The organism is Enterobacter sp. IF2SW-B1, from assembly GCF_001743375.1.
GTDB classification, from domain to species: domain Bacteria; phylum Pseudomonadota; class Gammaproteobacteria; order Enterobacterales; family Enterobacteriaceae; genus Enterobacter; species Enterobacter bugandensis.
In genome coordinates this window covers 1-17230 of sequence record NZ_MJAA01000007.1, presented here as the reverse complement: position 1 = coordinate 17230, position 17230 = coordinate 1, and the positions used below count along the sequence as shown (strand labels likewise).

The 17230-nt window shown below is 55.0% G+C and carries 13 protein-coding genes and 5 tRNA genes; 15 read left to right on the top strand and 3 right to left on the bottom strand.

Going from position 1 to position 17230, the window contains the following annotated elements:
* Window positions 1-197: 197 nt before the first annotated feature.
* On the top strand, window positions 198-2477 hold the full coding sequence (locus A6013_RS14755) for a molybdopterin guanine dinucleotide-containing S/N-oxide reductase (protein WP_069733411.1): 2280 nt from the start codon (window positions 198-200) through the stop codon (window positions 2475-2477).
* On the opposite strand, the gene A6013_RS14750 is transcribed toward A6013_RS14755, so the two are convergent.
* Together A6013_RS14750 and tag are read right to left on the bottom strand one after the other, a co-directional pair.
* Window positions 2440-2886 carry an N-acetyltransferase gene (locus A6013_RS14750; protein WP_028015086.1) on the bottom strand — a complete coding sequence of 149 codons (447 nt, stop codon included), beginning with the start codon at window positions 2884-2886 and terminating at the stop codon, window positions 2440-2442. The two genes, A6013_RS14755 and A6013_RS14750, sit on opposite strands and share 38 nt — an antisense overlap.
* Window positions 2864-3445, bottom strand: a complete 582-nt coding sequence (tag, locus tag A6013_RS14745) for a DNA-3-methyladenine glycosylase I (RefSeq protein ID WP_028015087.1) — start codon at window positions 3443-3445, stop codon at window positions 2864-2866. The genes A6013_RS14750 and tag overlap by 23 nt, the downstream gene beginning before the upstream one ends.
* A gap of 160 nt (window positions 3446-3605) precedes the next feature.
* Here tag and A6013_RS14740 point away from each other — a divergent pair, with 160 nt between their 5' ends.
* From A6013_RS14740 to dppF, 9 genes are all read left to right on the top strand, one after another.
* Window positions 3606-4148 carry a lipase gene (locus A6013_RS14740; RefSeq protein ID WP_069733325.1) on the top strand — a complete coding sequence of 181 codons (543 nt, stop codon included), beginning with the start codon at window positions 3606-3608 and terminating at the stop codon, window positions 4146-4148.
* A gap of 236 nt (window positions 4149-4384) precedes the next feature.
* Window positions 4385-5587 carry an MFS transporter gene (locus tag A6013_RS14735; protein ID WP_041911599.1) on the top strand — a complete coding sequence of 401 codons (1203 nt, stop codon included), beginning with the start codon at window positions 4385-4387 and terminating at the stop codon, window positions 5585-5587.
* 238 nt (window positions 5588-5825) lie between these two features.
* A complete protein-coding gene (gene eptB, locus A6013_RS14730; RefSeq protein ID WP_028015090.1) occupies window positions 5826-7520 on the top strand; it encodes a kdo(2)-lipid A phosphoethanolamine 7''-transferase in 1695 nt (564 codons plus the stop codon).
* 91 nt (window positions 7521-7611) lie between these two features.
* A tRNA-Pro gene (locus tag A6013_RS14725) sits at window positions 7612-7688 on the top strand.
* A 620-nt stretch (window positions 7689-8308) separates the two neighbouring features.
* Entirely contained in the window at window positions 8309-9916 is a 1608-nt protein-coding gene (gene dppA / locus A6013_RS14720) for a dipeptide ABC transporter periplasmic-binding protein DppA (RefSeq protein ID WP_028015091.1), read from the top strand.
* Between the two features lie 177 nt (window positions 9917-10093).
* Window positions 10094-11113, top strand: coding sequence for a dipeptide ABC transporter permease DppB (dppB, locus tag A6013_RS14715; RefSeq protein WP_028015092.1), 1020 nt, complete (start codon window positions 10094-10096; stop codon window positions 11111-11113).
* A gap of 9 nt (window positions 11114-11122) precedes the next feature.
* The gene (gene dppC, locus A6013_RS14710) at window positions 11123-12025 is read left to right on the top strand and encodes a dipeptide ABC transporter permease DppC (protein WP_028015093.1); all 903 of its coding nucleotides are present in this window, start codon (window positions 11123-11125) and stop codon (window positions 12023-12025) included.
* Window positions 12026-12035: 10 nt separating this feature from the next.
* Complete coding sequence (dppD, locus tag A6013_RS14705; RefSeq protein ID WP_069733324.1) at window positions 12036-13019, top strand: dipeptide ABC transporter ATP-binding protein; 984 nt, start codon at window positions 12036-12038, stop codon at window positions 13017-13019.
* Entirely contained in the window at window positions 13016-14029 is a 1014-nt protein-coding gene (gene dppF / locus A6013_RS14700; protein WP_028015094.1) for a dipeptide ABC transporter ATP-binding subunit DppF, read from the top strand. Before dppD ends, dppF begins: the two co-directional genes overlap by 4 nt.
* A gap of 44 nt (window positions 14030-14073) precedes the next feature.
* On the opposite strand, the gene coaA is transcribed toward dppF, so the two are convergent.
* Entirely contained in the window at window positions 14074-15024 is a 951-nt protein-coding gene (coaA, locus tag A6013_RS14695; RefSeq protein ID WP_032644951.1) for a type I pantothenate kinase, read from the bottom strand.
* Window positions 15025-15341: 317 nt separating this feature from the next.
* Here coaA and A6013_RS14690 point away from each other — a divergent pair.
* From A6013_RS14690 to tuf, 5 genes are all read left to right on the top strand, one after another.
* Window positions 15342-15417: transfer RNA gene (locus tag A6013_RS14690), tRNA-Thr, on the top strand.
* Between the two features lie 8 nt (window positions 15418-15425).
* A tRNA-Tyr gene (locus A6013_RS14685) sits at window positions 15426-15510 on the top strand.
* A 117-nt stretch (window positions 15511-15627) separates the two neighbouring features.
* Window positions 15628-15702: transfer RNA gene (locus A6013_RS14680), tRNA-Gly, on the top strand.
* Between the two features lie 6 nt (window positions 15703-15708).
* Window positions 15709-15784 (top strand) — tRNA-Thr (locus A6013_RS14675).
* A 118-nt stretch (window positions 15785-15902) separates the two neighbouring features.
* On the top strand, window positions 15903-17230 hold a 1328-nt coding region (gene tuf / locus A6013_RS14670), incomplete at its 3' end, for an elongation factor Tu (protein WP_083275084.1).

The following is a 17230-nucleotide window of genomic DNA, read 5'->3' as shown; positions in this document are numbered from 1 at the left end:
CCTTTTTATTCTTTGCCACGGCGAGCGTGGCAGTTGATTATGACGTCCAGATACGGAGAAAATTCCGGGTATAACTCTGAAATTTGTGACAAACCATAAACGACCTCAACGAGAAGGCCGTAAACCTGCACGCAACCAGGAGCGCACGCTTGAGCACCTCAACAAAAACCATTCTGACCGCCGCCCACTGGGGGCCGATGCTGGTCGAAACCGATGGCGAAAATGTTCTGTCGTCCCGTGGGGCACTGCCAACACAACATCCCAATTCGTTACAGACCGTCGTACGCGATCAGGTGCACAGCAAAACGCGCGTGCGATGGCCGATGGTGCGCAAAGGTTTTCTGGCCTCGCCGGATAAACCGCAGGGGATCCGTGGTCAGGATGAGTTTGTTCGCGTGAGTTGGGACGATGCGCTGGCGCTGATCCATACGCAGCATAAGCGCATTCGCGACAGCTATGGCCCATCGTCCATTTTTGCCGGCTCCTATGGCTGGCGCTCGAACGGCGTGCTGCACAAGGCCTCGACCCTGCTGCAGCGCTACATGAGCCTGGCCGGGGGCTATACCGGTCATCTGGGAGACTATTCGACCGGCGCGGCGCAGGCGATCATGCCGTACGTCGTGGGCGGGAACGAAGTGTACCAGCAGCAGACCAGCTGGCCGCTGGTGCTGGAGCATACCGACGTGGTGGTGCTGTGGAGCGCCAACCCGCTGAACACGCTGAAAATTGCCTGGAATGCCAGCGACGAGCAGGGGATTGGGTATTTCGACGCGCTGCGCAAAAGCGGCAAACGCATCATCTGCATTGATCCGATGCGTTCTGAAACCATGGATTTCTTCGGCGACAGCGCCGAGTGGATTGCTCCTCATATGGGCACCGACGTGGCGATGATGCTGGGTATCGCCCATACGCTGGTGGAGAACGGCTGGCACGACCGCGATTTCCTCGCCCGGTGTACATCCGGCTTCGACAAATTCGCCGACTACCTGACGGGCGAATCTGATGGGGTAGTGAAAACGGCAGAGTGGGCCGCGGAAATTTGTGGCGTTCCAGCCGCTAAAATCCGCGAACTGGCGGCACTGTTCCATAAAAATACCACGATGTTAATGTCCGGCTGGGGGATGCAGCGCCAGCAGTTCGGCGAGCAGAAACACTGGATGCTGGTGACGCTTGCCGCGATGCTAGGACAGATTGGTACGCCGGGCGGCGGTTTTGGTCTCTCCTATCACTTTGCGAACGGCGGCAACCCAACGCGTAAAGCTGCAGTGCTGGCGTCCCTGCAAGGCTCGGTGCAGGGCGGCGTGGATGCCGTGGATAAAATCCCGGTGGCGCGAATCGTTGAAGCCCTGGAAAACCCGGGCGGTTTTTATCAGCATAACGGTCTGGACCGCCACTTCCCGGACATTAAGTTTGTCTGGTGGGCGGGCGGGGCAAACTTCACGCACCATCAGGATACCAATCGCCTGATCCGCGCCTGGCAAAAGCCGGAGCTGGTGGTGATTTCCGAGTGCTTCTGGACCGCCTCGGCCAAACATGCCGATATCGTGCTGCCGGCGACCACGTCGTTTGAGCGTAACGATCTCACCATGACCGGCGATTACAGCAACCAGCATATGGTGCCGATGAAGCGCGTGGTGGCCCCGCGTGATGAAGCGCGTGATGATTTTGACGTGTTTGCTGAACTGAGCGAGCTCTGGGAAGCGGGCGGTCGCGAACGCTTTACCGAAGGGAAAAATGACCTGCAGTGGCTGGAGAGTTTCTACCAGATCGCCGGACAGCGCGGTGCGGCGCAGGGCGTGACGCTTCCGCCATTTGCTGAATTCTGGGAGGCGAACCAGATTGTCGAAATGCCGGAAAGCGAACAGAACGCCCGATTTGTCCGTTTCGCCGATTTCCGTCGCGACCCGGAAAACCATCCGCTGAAAACCGAGAGCGGCAAGATTGTGATCTACAGCGAGCGCATCGCCAGCTTTGGATATGCCGATTGTCCGCCACACCCTTCGTGGCTGGAGCCGGACGAGTGGCACGGCAACGCTCAGCCGGCGCAGCTGCAGGTGCTGTCTGCCCATCCGGCGCATCGTCTGCACAGTCAGCTTAATTACACCTCTCTGCGCGAGCAGTATGCGGTCGCCGGGCGGGAGCCAATTACGCTCAATACTTTAGACGCCAAAGCGCGTGGGATTGCGGACGGTGACGTGGTGCGCGTCTGGAACCAGCGTGGACAGGTGCTGGCAGGGGCGGTGGTCAGCGACGGGATTAAGCCAGGCGTGATCTGTATTCATCAGGGAGCCTGGCCCGACCTTGAGCCCACCGAGGGTGGGATCTGTAAAAACGGGGCGGTTAACGTGCTGACCAAAGATCTCCCCAGCTCGAAGCTGGGGAATGGTTGCGCAGGGAACACGGCGCTGGCCTGGGTCGAGAAATATGAGGGGCCCGAGCTTACCTTAACGGCGTTTGATCCGCCTGCCAGCTCATGATCCACGTCGGGTGTTGGGTGTCATCCTGCCAGGCGCTGTCTTCAATGCGAAAGCCCTGAGCATGATAGAAATTCACCGCCCGGACGTTTTTCTGATACACCTCCAGGGTTAAGTGCGGGAAGCGCTGTTGAACATGGTTCAGCAGCGCGCGCCCGATGCCTTTTCCGATATACGCTGGCGTAACGAACAGCGCCCCCACAAACTGCGACTGTATGACGCTGATAAAACCGCGCGGCGTACCGTTCTCCTCCCAGACCCAGGTTTCGGCGGCGGGAAGGTATTCATCCCGCACCAGCGCTTCGTTCGCTTTCCAGTAGTCGGCGTCGATAAACGGATGCGCCTCGGTGGTGCTCTCAAGCCACAGTCTCAGGAGCTGAGCGGTATTCTCACTGTGCCATTTGCGGATCATGGTTGCCCTCCGGGTGGCAGATGCAGCCCGTAATATGGTCATTGACCAGCCCGCAGGCTTGCATAAAGGAGTAACAGATGGTGGTGCCCACAAACTTGAAGCCGCGTTTTTTCAGCGCTTTCGACAGGGCATCCGAGGCAGGGGTCGAGGTTGGGATCTCTGCAAGCGTGGCGGCCCGCGTCACCTTCGGCTCGTTATCCACAAACGACCAGACAAATGCTGAGAAGGGTTCGCCGTTTTGCTCCATCGCCAGATAAGCCCGCGCGTTACCGATAATGGCCTGAATTTTACCGCGATGGCGGATGATACCGGGATTCAGAACCAGTCTTTCCACGTCGTCGTCGGTCATGGCGGCCACCGCAGCCGGATTGAACCGGTGGAAGGCATTGCGGTAGTTCTCACGCTTTTTCAGAACGGTGATCCACGACAGACCGGCCTGCTGGCCTTCAAGGCAAATCATTTCAAACAGTTTTTCACCGTCGGTTTCCGGTACGCCCCATTCCTTGTCGTGATAATCGATATAAAGCTGATCCTGGCTTACCCAACCGCAACGTTGCATAGGTCATCTCCCTTCCTGATACGATAAACGCAAAAATTTCAATCTGCCCGGCTTGACGTGTCTGCTAAAGAGACAATAGTTAATACAGGGCTATATGCCCCAATACCTCTTCGAACAATGACATATATCGCCGAACTCGGCTCTTTCTGGAGTCGCTTTGATGATGATAAAAAAAATCAGTGGTCGCCATGCTGCTTCTGGCCTGGTGGGCGTTTCAGCTTGCCTGCTTATATGTAACACCGCTTTTGCATGGCAACAGGAATATATCGTTTCAGATGCACAAAGTAATACGACAGAACGCTATACATGGGACGCCGATCACCAACCTCGTTATGAAGATATTCTCGCGGAGCGTATTAACCATTCGCAGAATGCTGCGGGCTTTGCGCTGAACGACCCATCCGGTTCGGATGCGGAAACCGTTCTGAGCGTTGGCTGGAATTTTCCCGTGGCGGGGCATATCACAACCGGGCCGGTCATGGCGTGGCGCACAGATGGCACTCCACCCTCAACGGTAAATACGTTTAGTGATTCAACCACCGCGCAGTCGCTTACCGAACCCCTCTGGCATGCCAGCGTGAACTCGCTGGGGTGGCGTGTTGATACCCAGTACGGCGATTTACACCCCTGGGCGAAGATCAGCTACAACCAGCAGTCGGAAGAAGAATATTTGTATACCCTGGGCTTAAGCGCCAAATTTTAGGGTTGTTACTTTTTTAAACGCTGCGGTAACATATTTAATACAATAACGGCGAGGGGTGTGGTGATAGTGGTCACTCACCTTTAAACGTTTTCTTCTCCGGCAAGGTCGTTCATTCCCGCTTCCAGGCATTTCATTCCGTTTCTCCTGCATTTCATGCCGTTTTACCCCTGGCGTTTTGGGGTTTTGTTTATCGTGTCCTCAGCGAATTTCCTTAATTTCTCTTGCAGGATACTGCCATGAACACCTCAACCTATAACCGCACGCGCTGGCTGACGCTATTCGGCACCATCATTACTCAGTTCGCACTGGGTTCGGTCTATACCTGGAGTCTGTTTAACAGCGCCTTGTCTGATAAGCTCGGCGCGCCGATAAGCCAGGTGGCATTCTCCTTCGGCTTACTGAGTCTTGGATTAGCGATTTCCTCTTCCGTGGCGGGCAAACTTCAGGAACGCTTCGGCGTGAAGCGCGTGACCATGGCCTCCGGCATTCTGCTGGGCCTGGGCTTTTTCCTGACGGCGCATTCCAGCAACCTGATGATGCTGTGGCTGAGCGCCGGCGTGCTGGTGGGGCTGGCGGACGGCGCAGGTTACCTGCTGACGCTGTCGAACTGCGTGAAGTGGTTCCCGGAGCGTAAAGGCTTGATCTCCGCGTTTGCTATCGGCTCCTATGGCCTGGGCAGCCTTGGCTTTAAATTTATCGACTCTCAACTGCTGGCGTCCGTTGGCCTCGAAAAAACGTTCATGATCTGGGGGGCTATTGTCCTGGTGATGATTCTGTTTGGTGCCACGCTGATGAAAGATGCCCCGCAGCAGGAAGTGAAAACCGTAAACGGCGTGGTGGAGAATGATTTCACCCTCGCACAGTCCATGCGTAAGCCGCAGTACTGGATGCTGGCGGTGATGTTCCTGACGGCCTGCATGAGCGGTCTGTATGTTATTGGCGTGGCGAAAGATATCGCGCAGGGGATGGTAAAACTGGATGCCGCGACGGCGGCGAATGCGGTGACGGTCATCTCCATTGCTAACCTCTCGGGTCGTCTGGTGCTCGGTATCCTGTCTGACAAAATCGCCCGCATCCGCGTGATTACGCTGGGGCAGGTCATCTCTCTGGTAGGCATGGCGGCGCTGCTGTTTGCACCGCTGAACGAGGCGACCTTCTTTGCGGCGATTGCCTGCGTCGCCTTTAACTTCGGCGGCACCATTACCGTTTTCCCGTCGCTGGTGAGCGAGTTCTTTGGCCTCAACAATCTGGCGAAAAACTACGGCGTCATTTATCTCGGCTTCGGTATCGGCAGTATCTGCGGGTCGCTGATTGCCTCGCTGTTCGGTGGCTTCTACGTAACCTTCTGCGTGATATTTGCCTTGCTGATTATCTCGCTGGCGCTGTCCACAACGATTCGTCAGCCGCAGCGCGAGGTGTATAAAGAAGCGCATGCATGATTCGGTGAAAAGGGGCCTCAGGGCCTCTTTTTTTTATCTCAACATCACTTTCGGACTTGTTATTTTGTAAAAAATTTCCTCGATCACACTCTCTGCTGCCACTTTTCTTTCCCGCTGTGGTCTACTTATCGCGCTTGTAGACGTTTCTGATAACGGTTTCGCTCGCATCTACTTACTCTGTCAGCTTTCTCACTGAGATTCGGCGGGTCTTTATACCCCTTCCCCCAGGGTTGTTTGCATGAAATATATTAGGTCTCTTACCCAGCAAAGATTGTGTCTGATGCTGGCTGTCTATATCGGTTTGTTTCTGAATGGCGCGGTACTGTTCAGACGTGTGGAAGGTTATTTCGAACACCTCAGCGTAAGAAATGGAATTTTTGCCGTCATCGAAGTGTTTGGCTCTATCCTGGCAACCTTCTTCCTGTTACGCCTGCTCTCACTTTTTGGCCGACGTACATGGCAAATTCTGGCCTCGCTGGTGGTGATTATCTCTGCCGCCGCAAGCTATTACATGACATTCATGAACGTGGTCATTGGCTACGGTATTGTCGCCTCGGTGATGACCACGGACATCGACCTCTCGAAAGAGGTGGTGGGTCAAGGGTTCATCATATGGACGATTTTGACCTGCCTGATCCCGCTCTTCTTTATCTGGAGTAATACCTGCCGTTATACCCTGTTACGCCAGCTGCGTACCCGGGGACAGCGCATCCGCAACGTCGCCGTCGTTCTGCTGGCGGGCCTGCTGGTGTGGGCGCCGATTCGCCTGATGGAAAAACAGCAAAAACGGATCGAAAAAGCGACGGGCGTGGATATGCCGAGCTATGGCGGCGTAGTGGCTAACTCGTATCTGCCGTCCAACTGGCTGTCCGCGTTAGGTCTTTACGCCTGGGCACAGGCGGACGAATCCAGCGATGTGAAATCGCTGATTAACCCGACCAAAAAGTTCACCTACCAGGCGCCGGCTGACGGGCTGGATGATACTTACGTAGTCTTTGTCATCGGTGAAACGACGCGCTGGGATCATATGGGTATCCTCGGTTATGACCGCGATACCACGCCGAAACTGGCGCAGGAGAAGAATCTGGTGGCTTACCGCGGCTATTCCTGCGATACCGCCACGAAGCTCTCGTTGCGCTGTATGTTTGTGCGTGAAGGCGGGGCGAGCGATAACCCGCAGCGTACGCTGAAAGAACAAAACGTCTTTGCCGTGCTGAAGCAGCTTGGATTTAGCTCCGATCTGTTCGCCATGCAAAGTGAGATGTGGTTCTACACCAACACGCTGGCAGATAACATCGCGTATCGTGAGCAGATTGGTGCCGAGCCTCGCAACCGCGGGAAAAACGTTGACGACATGCTGCTGCTTGAGGAGATGTCCCAGTCTCTGAAGAATCACCCGCAGGGCAAACATCTCGTCATTCTGCATACCAAAGGGTCGCATTACAGTTATTACCAGCGTTACACGCGCGATTTCGCGAAATGGCAGCCTGAGTGCGTAGGCATTAATAAAGACTGCAGCAAGCAGGAACTGATCAACGCCTACGATAACTCGGTACTGTATGTGGATACCTTCCTGAGCCGGGTGATTGACCAGCTGCGTGATAAAAAAGCGATTGTTATCTACGCCGCAGACCACGGTGAGTCCATTAATGAGAAAGAGCACCTGCACGGTACGCCGCGCAAGCTGGCACCGCCGGAGCAGTTCCGCGTGCCGATGATCATGTGGATGTCGGATAAGTATCTTGAAAATCCGGAGAAAGCGAAGATGTTTGCTCAGCTTAAGAAAGAGGCGGAAATGAAGGTGCCGCGCCGTCACGTTGAGCTGTATGACACCATTATGGGTTGCCTCGGCTATACCTCACCGAACGGTGGGATTAACGAAAACAACAACTGGTGTAAACTCCCTGATAACACCGCAAAAGCCGCGCAGTAGCTGCTCTGGCTAGAATATCGCCAGTTGAATGGCTTTTTGAAAATAAGGGATTGACGGGGGCGCACCTCAGCAGTAAGATGCGCTCCGCATTCGGCGAGTAGCGCAGCTTGGTAGCGCAACTGGTTTGGGACCAGTGGGTCGGAGGTTCGAATCCTCTCTCGCCGACCACATTCTGAAAAGGGCTAACCGCAAGGTTAGCCCTTTTTGCATTAGCGGCTTACTCATCCTGATTCAGTAAAATGCCCCTTATCCCCGCTTCTTCCTGCCTGTTAACGATTTTGTGACATAATCCATTGTATTTTTTTATATATAGATTGATCTTTTTTCGCGTTGCTTATGGATAACCTCAGCATTTTTCGCTGTGCGTTTTAACGTTCGCGGTATTTAGTGCTCAGATAATCACCATTCTGCAAGAAAATTTACCCATTCTGAATAAAAGTTAATCACTGATTGTTGCGAAATATGAAGATATTTGTGCTGCAAGTTGGCGAGTAGCATAAATTTCCCTGCTGAAAACTGGCGTTCAGGGTTTTTTTAATCTTTGTTTGCGGTTTCTCACACTCGGCGCAAATCCCCGTCACCTGTATTGACGTTTTCACATTCTGTTGACAGATTGTAGGGCATGAGGGGCATTTCAGGGACGATCTGCGCTGCAACTCAAACGCTCTTCTGAAAGGATTCTCCATCCCTTTAACGCCTTCGGGCACCTCCGACCGGACCGGGTAAAAAATAAATAAAGGTCTGGCGGCGTAACACAACAAAGCAAAACATCACATTGGAGCAGAATAATGAGTATTTCCTTGAAGAAGTCAGGGATGCTGAAGCTTGGTCTGAGTCTGGTGGCTATGACCGTGGCAGCAAGCGTACAGGCAAAAACCCTGGTTTACTGTTCTGAAGGCTCGCCGGAAGGCTTTAACCCACAGCTCTTTACCTCTGGTACGACTTACGACGCAAGCTCTGTACCGATCTATAACCGTCTGGTTGAATTCAAAACCGGCACCACGGAAGTGATTCCGGGTCTGGCCGAGAAGTGGGACATCAGCGAAGACGGCAAAACCTATACCTTCCACCTGCGCCAGGGCGTGAAGTGGCAGGACAGCAAAGAATTCAAACCAACGCGCGACTTTAACGCCGACGACGTTGTGTTCTCCTTCGACCGTCAGAAAAACGCCCAGAACCCGTACCACAAAGTGTCTGGCGGCAGCTACGAATACTTCGAAGGGATGGGTCTGCCTGACCTGATCGCCGAAGTGAAAAAAGTAGACGATAAAACCGTTCAGTTCGTGCTGACACGTCCGGAAGCGCCATTCCTGGCTGACCTGGCCATGGACTTCGCCTCTATTCTCTCTAAAGAGTATGCGGACAACATGCTGAAAGCCGGCACGCCGGAAAAAGTGGACCTGAACCCAATCGGTACCGGCCCGTTCCAGCTGCTGCAGTACCAGAAAGACTCCCGTATTCTGTATAAAGCCTTCCCGGGCTACTGGGGCACCAAGCCGCAGATTGACCGTCTGGTCTTCTCCATCACGCCTGATGCGTCCGTACGTTACGCTAAACTGCAGAAAAACGAATGCCAGGTGATGCCGTACCCGAACCCGGCAGATATCGCGCGCATGAAGCAGGACAAGAACATCAACCTGATGGAGCAGGCGGGTCTGAACGTGGGCTATCTCTCCTTCAATACCGAGAAGAAACCGTTTGATGACGTGAAAGTACGTCAGGCGCTGACCTACGCGGTGAACAAAGAAGCGATCATCAAGGCCGTTTACCAGGGCGCGGGCGTTGCTGCCAAGAACCTGATCCCACCAACCATGTGGGGCTATAACGACGACGTTAAGGACTACAGTTACGATCCTGAGAAAGCGAAAGCGCTGCTGAAAGAAGCGGGCCAGGATAAAGGCTTTACCGTCGAGTTGTGGGCGATGCCGGTACAGCGTCCGTACAACCCGAACGCACGCCGTATGGCGGAAATGGTCCAGGCTGACTGGGCGAAAATTGGCGTTCAGGCCAAGATTGTGACCTACGAGTGGGGCGAGTATCTGAAGCGCGCCAAAGCGGGTGAGCACCAGGCGGTAATGATGGGCTGGACCGGTGACAACGGGGATCCGGACAACTTCTTCGCCACCCTGTTCAGCTGTGCGGCAGCGAAAGACGGCTCTAACTACTCTCGCTGGTGCTACAAGCCGTTTGAAGACCTGATCCAGCCGGCGCGTGCGACCGACGATCACAACAAACGTATTGAACTCTACAAGCAGGCTCAGGTTGTTATGCACGATCAGGCTCCGGCACTGATTGTTGCTCACTCCACCGTGTATGAGCCAGTGCGTAAAGAAGTGAAGGGCTACGTGGTTGATCCACTGGGCAAACACCACTTCGAAAACGTATCGGTTGAATAATTAAAAGCAACGCCAGGCGGCGCTGCGCTTGCACTGGCCTACGGTATGTAGGCCGGGTAAGCGTAGCGCCACCCGGCAGCAGTGCTTTATTGCCTCTCTGAAAGGGGAGGGAATAAGATTTGTGAGCAATACAGACGTCACGCCACTGGCCGTGCGTCATCAGAGAGAATCCGGGTTATGTTGCAGTTCATCCTCCGACGTCTGGGACTTGTTATCCCGACGTTTATCGGTATCACCCTTCTCACTTTTGCCTTCGTCCATATGATCCCCGGCGACCCGGTAATGATTATGGCGGGCGAGCGTGGTATCTCCCCTGAACGTCATGCGCAGCTGCTGGCTGAACTCGGCCTCGATAAGCCGATGTGGCAGCAGTACCTCCACTATATCTGGGGCGTGATGCACGGTGACTTAGGGATTTCGTTAAAAAGCCGTCTTCCGGTGTGGGACGAGTTCGTGCCGCGTTTTAAAGCGACGCTGGAGCTTGGCATCTGCGCCATGATTTTCGCCACTGCGGTGGGTATTCCTGTTGGGGTACTGGCTGCCGTTAAGCGTGGCTCTATTTTCGACCATACCGCCGTGGGTCTGGCGCTGACCGGTTACTCCATGCCTATCTTCTGGTGGGGCATGATGCTGATCATGCTGGTCTCGGTGCAATTGAACCTGACGCCGGTCTCCGGACGCGTCAGCGATATGGTCTTCCTTGATGATACCAATCCGTTAACCGGCTTTATGCTGATCGACACGGCCATCTGGGGCGAGGAGGGCAACTTCATTGATGCCGTTGCGCACATGATCCTGCCTGCCATGGTACTGGGCACCATTCCTCTGGCGGTGATCGTGCGTATGACCCGTTCCTCCATGCTGGAAGTGCTGGGTGAAGATTACATCCGTACCGCGCGCGCCAAAGGTTTAACCCGCATGCGCGTCATCATCGTCCACGCGCTGCGTAACGCCATGCTGCCGGTGGTGACCGTTATCGGCCTCCAGGTGGGTACGCTGCTGGCGGGGGCGATCCTGACGGAAACCATCTTCTCCTGGCCGGGCCTCGGACGCTGGCTGATTGATGCGCTGCAACGCCGTGACTATCCGGTGGTGCAGGGTGGGGTGCTGCTGGTCGCGACGATGATTATCCTCGTCAACCTGCTGGTCGATTTGCTGTACGGCGTGGTGAACCCGCGTATTCGTCATAAGAAGTAAGGGGCCATCATGTCACAGGTTTCTGAAAACAAAGCTGTTGCTGCACCGGTTCCAATGACGCCGCTGCAGGAGTTCTGGCACTACTTCAAGCGCAATAAAGGCGCGGTAGTCGGGCTGGTGTATGTCGCTATCATGATCCTGATTGCGGTGTTTGCGAACTTTCTGGCGCCATATAACCCGGCGGATCAGTTCCGCGATGCGCTGCTGGCACCTCCTGCCTGGCAGGACGGCGGTAGTCTGGCGCACCTGCTGGGTACCGATGATGTGGGCCGCGATGTGCTGTCGCGTCTGATGTACGGCGCGCGTTTGTCGCTGCTGGTTGGCTGTCTGGTGGTGGTGCTCTCCCTGATTATGGGGATCATCCTCGGCCTGGTTGCCGGTTACTTCGGCGGCATCGTTGATAACATCATTATGCGTATCGTCGACATCATGCTGGCACTGCCAAGCCTGCTGCTGGCTCTGGTGCTGGTGGCGATCTTCGGCCCGTCGATCGGTAACGCCGCCCTGGCGCTGACCTTCGTGGCGCTTCCTCACTACGTGCGATTAACACGCGCGGCGGTGCTGGTGGAAGTGAACCGCGACTACGTCACCGCCTCTCGCGTGGCGGGTGCCGGTGCGATGCGCCAGATGTTCGTTAATATCTTCCCTAACTGCCTTGCGCCGCTGATCGTTCAGGCGTCGCTCGGTTTCTCTAACGCCATTCTTGATATGGCCGCTCTTGGCTTCCTGGGCATGGGTGCGCAGCCGCCAACACCGGAGTGGGGCACCATGCTCTCCGACGTGTTGCAGTTCGCACAAAGCGCCTGGTGGGTTGTCACCTTCCCGGGTCTGGCAATCCTGCTGACGGTGCTGGCATTTAACCTGATGGGTGATGGCCTGCGTGATGCGCTTGATCCCAAACTGAAGCAGTAAGAGGCACGAGATGGCGTTATTAAATGTAGATAAATTATCGGTGCACTTCGGCGACGAAGGCACCCCGTTTCGCGCCGTGGACCGCATCAGCTACAGCGTCAATCAGGGCGAAGTGGTTGGTATCGTCGGGGAGTCCGGTTCCGGTAAGTCGGTGAGTTCACTGGCAATCATGGGGCTGATTGATTACCCGGGCCGCGTGATGGCGGAAAACCTGCAGTTCAACGGTCAGGACCTGAAGCGCATTTCTGAGAAACAGCGCCGCCAGCTGGTGGGCGCCGAAGTGGCGATGATCTTCCAGGACCCGATGACCAGCCTGAACCCGTGCTACACGGTCGGCTTCCAGATTATGGAAGCGATTAAGGTGCACCAGGGTGGTAACAAGAAAACCCGTCGCCAGCGCGCGATCGACCTGCTGAACCAGGTGGGTATTCCTGATCCGGCATCGCGGCTGGACGTATACCCGCACCAGCTTTCCGGTGGGATGAGCCAGCGCGTGATGATCGCCATGGCGATTGCCTGTCGACCAAAGCTGCTGATTGCGGATGAACCGACAACGGCGCTGGATGTGACCATTCAGGCGCAAATCATCGAGCTGCTGCTGGAGTTGCAACAGAAAGAGAACATGGCGCTGGTGCTGATTACGCACGATCTGGCGCTGGTGGCCGAAGCCGCACACAAGATCATCGTGATGTACGCGGGCCAGGTGGTTGAGACCGGAAATTCGCACGATATCTTCCGCGCGCCGCGTCACCCGTATACCCAGGCACTGCTGCGCGCGCTGCCGGAGTTTGCTCAGGACAAAGCGCGTCTGGCGTCGCTGCCGGGCGTGGTTCCGGGCAAATACGACCGTCCGCAGGGCTGTCTGCTTAATCCGCGCTGCCCGTATGCCACGGACAAATGCCGCGTTGAGGAGCCAGAGCTGAATCTGCTGGTCGACGGTCGACAGTCAAAATGCCACTACCCACTCGATGATGCCGGGAGGCCAACACTATGAGTACGCAACAGGCCACCACGCAACAACCGCTGTTGCAGGCCATCGACCTGAAAAAACACTACCCGGTGAAAAAGGGGATTTTTGCCCCTGAACGCCTGGTGAAAGCGCTGGACGGCGTGTCATTTACCCTCGAACGCGGTAAAACGCTGGCGGTGGTGGGGGAGTCAGGCTGCGGGAAATCGACGCTGGGCCGTCTGCTGACGATGATTGAAGTCCCGACCGGCGGTGAGCTTTATTATCAGGGCCAGGATCTGCTCAAGCACGATCCGCAGGCGCAGAAACTGCGCCGCCAGAAAATCCAGATTGTGTTCCAGAACCCGTACGGTTCTTTGAACCCGCGTAAAAAAGTGGGACAGATCCTGGAAGAGCCCCTGCTGATTAACAGCAATCTGAGCAAAGAGCAGCGCCGTGAAAAAGCGCTGGCAATGATGGCGAAGGTCGGCCTCAAAACCGAGCATTACGACCGCTACCCGCATATGTTCTCCGGCGGCCAGCGTCAGCGTATCGCCATCGCCCGCGGGCTGATGCTCGATCCGGATGTGGTGATTGCCGATGAGCCGGTTTCGGCGCTCGACGTGTCCGTGCGCGCGCAGGTGCTGAACCTGATGATGGATCTCCAGCAGGATCTGGGGCTGTCTTATGTGTTCATCTCTCACGACCTGTCGGTGGTGGAGCATATTGCCGATGAAGTGATGGTGATGTATCTGGGGCGCTGCGTGGAGAAGGGGACCAAAGAGCAGATCTTTAGTAATCCTCGTCATCCGTACACCCAGGCGCTGCTGTCTGCGACGCCGCGTCTGAACCCGGACGATCGTCGCGAGCGTATTAAGCTGACGGGTGAACTGCCAAGTCCGCTGAATCCGCCGCCGGGGTGTGCCTTCAACGCGCGCTGCAGCCGCCGCTTTGGCCCGTGCACCCAGCTTCAGCCGCAACTGAAGGATTATGGCGGTCAGCTGGTCGCCTGCTTTGCGGTCGATCAGGATGAAAATGGCGAGAAGCCGCACGCATAACGAAAAAAAACCGGCGCTAAGCCGGTTTTTTTATGTCTGCCTGACTATTTTCGCAGGCGAATCTGGTCGACGGCGTGCTTCTCGCTCTTGGTGAGGATCAGGCTCGCACGCTCGCGCGTCGGGAGGATGTTCTCTTTGAGGTTCACGTAGTTGATCTCATTCCACAGCCCCCTGGCCACATTAATCGCCTCTTCTTCAGAAAGCTGGGCGTAGTGGTGGAAATAGGAGTCCGGGTCGGTGAATGCCCCTTCGCGGAACTTCAGGAAGCGGTTGATATACCAGTTCTGTAGCAGATCTTCCGGCGCATCAACATAAATAGAGAAATCGACGAAATCCGAAACGAACACATGATGCGGGTCATGAGGATAGTCCATGCCGCTTTGCAGCACGTTCAAACCTTCAAGGATCAGGATATCCGGCTGGACTACCGTTTTATCCCCATCCGGGATGCGGTCGTAAATCAGGTGTGAATAGACCGGCGCCGTGACGTGCGGCACGCCAGATTTCAGGTCAGAGACAAATTTTACCAGACGGTGCATATCATAAGAGAGCGGGAAGCCCTTCTTCTTCATCAACCCGCGTTCTTTTAATACTTCATTTGGATGCAGGAAGCCGTCGGTGGTGATCAACTCAACGCTGCGGTGTTCCGGCCAGCGGCTCAGCAGCGCCTGCAGCACGCGTGCGGTAGTGCTTTTACCCACGGCCACGCTGCCCGCAATACTAATGATATAAGGAATGCGCTGACCATTGGTTCCGAGGAACTGCTCCAGCACCGCCTGACGGCGCAGGTTGGAGCTGATATAGAAGTTAAGCAAGCGAGAGAGGGGGAGATAAATTTCTGCCACCTCTTCCAGGGACAGATCTTCGTTTATCCCTTTTAACCGTGCGATTTCACCTTCCGTCAGCGTCATAGGGACGGAATCACGCAGGGCAGCCCACTGGCTGCGGTTAAAGTGAAGATAAGGCGTCATTAACGTTTGCTCTTTTTTGCTCATAAGCATGCTTCAGTGAGCCAGCGCTATGCTGCCGGGACGTGGCTCATCACACAGTTAATTTTGGACAATGGGCAGGAGGTTAACACCAGATGGCGGGAATAATAAGAAAAAAGATGGAAAGCGCTGCGTTACGCGGAAGCCGTCACGCTACGGTGTATGCGATGTAAATCATGCCTGTATGTTGATTATTTGACCCGGAATGGCTACTTTTACATCGCTTAGCGCTGCGTTCGCATAAAATGTGAGCGAAAGAACGTTTTATGCAAATTTTTAGTTGCATGACCGCGCAGGTATCCATAGAATGCGCGCTACTTGATGCCGACTTAGCTCAGTAGGTAGAGCAACTGACTTGTAATCAGTAGGTCACCAGTTCGATTCCGGTAGTCGGCACCATCAAGTCCGGTGGGGTTCCCGAGCGGCCAAAGGGAGCAGACTGTAAATCTGCCGTCACAGACTTCGAAGGTTCGAATCCTTCCCCCACCACCACTTTCTGGCAGCGTAAATGCCGCCGGAGCTGGTTGGAAAAATTAGCCAGCTCAAACTGAAAAAGAGAGAAATCTCTTTTTTTGTTACAGAAAGAACTGGGTAGCCGAGTTTCAGGATGCGGGCATCGTATAATGGCTATTACCTCAGCCTTCCAAGCTGATGATGCGGGTTCGATTCCCGCTGCCCGCTCCAATACGTGCTGATATGGCTCAGTTGGTAGAGCGCACCCTTGGTAAGGGTGAGGTCCCCAGTTCGACTCTGGGTATCAGCACCACTTCACTTCTCCTTCCCGTTTCTCTCTGTTTCAATTTTACTGTATTCAACAATTCAGGCATTTCGCCTGGTTGATGTGGTGATATCACCGATTTATCCGTGTCTTAGAGGGACAATCGATGTCTAAAGAAAAGTTTGAACGTACAAAACCGCACGTTAACGTCGGTACTATCGGCCACGTTGACCATGGTAAAACAACGCTGACCGCTGCAATCACTACCGTTCTGGCTAAAACCTACGGTGGTTCTGCTCGTGCATTCGACCAGATCGATAACGCACCAGAAGAAAAAGCTCGTGGTATCACCATCAACACCTCTCACGTTGAGTACGACACCCCGACTCGCCACTACGCACACGTAGACTGCCCAGGCCACGCCGACTATGTTAAAAACATGATCACCGGTGCTGCGCAGATGGACGGCGCGATCCTGGTTGTTGCTGCGACTGACGGCCCAATGCCTCAGACTCGTGAGCAATACGACACCCCGACTCGCCACTACGCACACGTAGACTGCCCAGGCCACGCCGACTATGTTAAAAACATGATCACCGGTGCTGCGCAGATGGACGGCGCGATCCTGGTTGTTGCTGCGACTGACGGCCCAATGCCTCAGACTCGTGAGCACATCCTGCTGGGTCGTCAGGTAGGCGTTCCTTTCATCATCGTGTTCCTGAACAAATGCGACATGGTTGATGACGAAGAGCTGCTGGAACTGGTAGAGATGGAAGTTCGTGAACTGCTGTCTCAGTACGATTTCCCGGGCGACGACACTCCAATCGTTCGYGGTTCCGCGCTGAAAGCGCTGGAAGGCGAMGCWGAGTGGGAAGCGAARATCATCGAACTGGCTGGCTTCCTGGATTCTTACATCCCAGAACCAGAGCGTGCGATTGACAAGCCATTCCTGCTGCCAATCGAAGACGTATTCTCCATCTCCGGTCGTGGTACCGTTGTTACCGGTCGTGTAGAGCGCGGTATCATCAAAGTTGGTGAAGAAGTTGAAATCGTTGGTATCAAAGAGACTGCGAAGTCTACCTGTACTGGCGTTGAAATGTTCCGCAAACTGCTGGACGAAGGCCGTGCTGGTGAGAACGTTGGTGTTCTGCTGCGTGGTATCAAACGTGAAGAAATCGAACGTGGTCAGGTTCTGGCGAAGCCAGGCTCAATCAAGCCACACACCAAGTTCGAATCTGAAGTGTACATCCTGTCCAAAGACGAAGGCGGCCGTCATACTCCGTTCTTCAAAGGCTACCGTCCACAGTTCTACTTCCGTACAACTGACGTGACCGGTACCATCGAACTGCCAGAAGGCGTAGAGATGGTAATGCCAGGCGACAACATCAAGATGGTTGTGACTCTGATCCACCCAATCGCGATGGACGACGGTCTGCGTTTCGCAATCCGTGAAGGCGGCCGTACCGTTGGCGCGGGCGTTGTTGCTAAAGTTCT

Coding starts and splice junctions, on each gene's coding strand:
- A6013_RS14755 (WP_069733411.1), top strand. CDS start 198: ATGCTGGTCGAAACCGATGGCGAAAATGTTCTGTCGTCCCGTGGGGCA.
- A6013_RS14750 (WP_028015086.1), bottom strand. CDS start 2,886: ATGATCCGCAAATGGCACAGTGAGAATACCGCTCAGCTCCTGAGACTG.
- tag (WP_028015087.1), bottom strand. CDS start 3,445: ATGCAACGTTGCGGTTGGGTAAGCCAGGATCAGCTTTATATCGATTAT.
- A6013_RS14740 (WP_069733325.1), top strand. CDS start 3,606: ATGATGATAAAAAAAATCAGTGGTCGCCATGCTGCTTCTGGCCTGGTG.
- A6013_RS14735 (WP_041911599.1), top strand. CDS start 4,385: ATGAACACCTCAACCTATAACCGCACGCGCTGGCTGACGCTATTCGGC.
- eptB (WP_028015090.1), top strand. CDS start 5,826: ATGAAATATATTAGGTCTCTTACCCAGCAAAGATTGTGTCTGATGCTG.
- dppA (WP_028015091.1), top strand. CDS start 8,309: ATGAGTATTTCCTTGAAGAAGTCAGGGATGCTGAAGCTTGGTCTGAGT.
- dppB (WP_028015092.1), top strand. CDS start 10,094: ATGTTGCAGTTCATCCTCCGACGTCTGGGACTTGTTATCCCGACGTTT.
- dppC (WP_028015093.1), top strand. CDS start 11,123: ATGTCACAGGTTTCTGAAAACAAAGCTGTTGCTGCACCGGTTCCAATG.
- dppD (WP_069733324.1), top strand. CDS start 12,036: ATGGCGTTATTAAATGTAGATAAATTATCGGTGCACTTCGGCGACGAA.
- dppF (WP_028015094.1), top strand. CDS start 13,016: ATGAGTACGCAACAGGCCACCACGCAACAACCGCTGTTGCAGGCCATC.
- coaA (WP_032644951.1), bottom strand. CDS start 15,024: ATGAGCAAAAAAGAGCAAACGTTAATGACGCCTTATCTTCACTTTAAC.